The sequence below is a fragment of the Nonomuraea sp. NPDC003804 genome (assembly GCF_040610675.1).
Lineage (GTDB): Bacteria > Actinomycetota > Actinomycetes > Streptosporangiales > Streptosporangiaceae > Nonomuraea.
Genome location: NZ_JBEXMT010000104.1, coordinates 1 through 1,380, shown reverse-complemented (window position 1 = coordinate 1,380; position 1,380 = coordinate 1). Strand labels below are relative to the sequence as shown.

Here is a 1,380-nt window from a genome sequence, read left to right as displayed (position 1 = left end):
GCTGTCTGGATGGAGATAGCTCTACCAAGCAAGCTGCGCTCCTGACCAGACACATGTCCGTCCAATAACGGCCAGTTGTAAAGTGCTTGCCAATACCCACTGGTAGATCGGAACACAACCTCCTGTTGCAGGCTGATGCCGTCGTCCATCAATCCTTCGGCTCGAGCCAGTCGCTTCCGCTCTCGGTCTTCAGTCTGGTCGACAGACCACGCCAGGACGGCTTCTCCCAAGGCAAACTTCGTCGAGGATAGCTTGGCCCAGCAGGCCTCCTTCTTCGCCCACTCGCCGACGTTCGAAGAGCCCTCGGGAAGATCCTTGATGGCAGACTGAGCCATCACCGCTGCGCGAGTGAAGGCCTTCATGAGAGTTGGATCAGCCTCCTGTCTCTCCCAGACACGAACAAGATTCGGTTCTCGACCGGCACTTCTAATGCAATGGAAGATCAGTGACCACGCGTATGCCACGATCTGAGGTCTGTAGTCGCCTTCATACCATGTGCCTCGCCCACTCGAGACAGCGGCCTCCCCGGCCTTCCACAGAAGAGCCATAGCTGCCACGCGCTGGTAGTAACCGTCGCCGTAGTTTGGACTGATCTCATCCCAGTACTGGGCATCAGTCTTGTCGCGCTTCGAGGAAAATTTGCCAGCAAACTTGATGAAGTTCTTCTGTGCACCCAATGCGACCCAATGGGGCTTCCCATCTAGAACGCTATCGAACTTTGCCAGGTCAGTCTTGTTGACTACCTGCGAGGCGGGGTACTCAAGATCAAACTTTGTCTTGCCGGCACCAGTCAAGTACATGCGCTCGTTCTGATACTGGCCCCGTGCGCGCTCATAGAACCATTTGCTTTGAACGCGTGTGTCTGCTCGCGCTGGAACCATCATCCGGCGAGATATTTCCTCCATACGCCTGTGTACGGGGTGATTCGCAAAGAAATCTGCGATTGCGACCTTATTCTGAGTATTCGCGTACTCGGCAATCTTGGGTACAAGTTCATTGGTTTCATTCGAGCCGATAATCGTCAGCTTCATGGGGACTGAAACCTGTGCAAGACTCAGTCGATCCTGTCGCCTCGCTCTAAGTATGCTGGCAGTAGTCTGGCCTCCATTCACGATCTGCAGATCGCTGATGGAGGTTACGCGTGTGCCAAGCGGCCCGACCTCCACCGTTGCCGAGGCTGCAGTGGCGGCGATTCCGTTGTTATAGGCGAAGAAGAGCTCGGGCGCGTCCTGAATAGTTCCCCTTATCCCCTTGTTGACGCCGCCCTTCATGCCAAGAAATGATCTGACGTTACCTTCGAGCAGTCTGCTACCGAAATGCTCGAAGAGGTTCGCCAGCACATCACCGTCGACTACACACAAGTAGGAGTTGAGAGATTCA

1 protein-coding gene is annotated in these 1,380 nt (G+C 55.0%); it reads right to left on the bottom strand.

What is annotated here, in order from left to right; all coding sequences use genetic code 11:
- Positions 1–1,340: AIPR family protein (locus ABZX22_RS45075; RefSeq protein WP_354923494.1), on the bottom strand; the 1,340-nt coding region annotated here is incomplete at its 3' end.
- Positions 1,341–1,380: the final 40 nt, after the last annotated feature.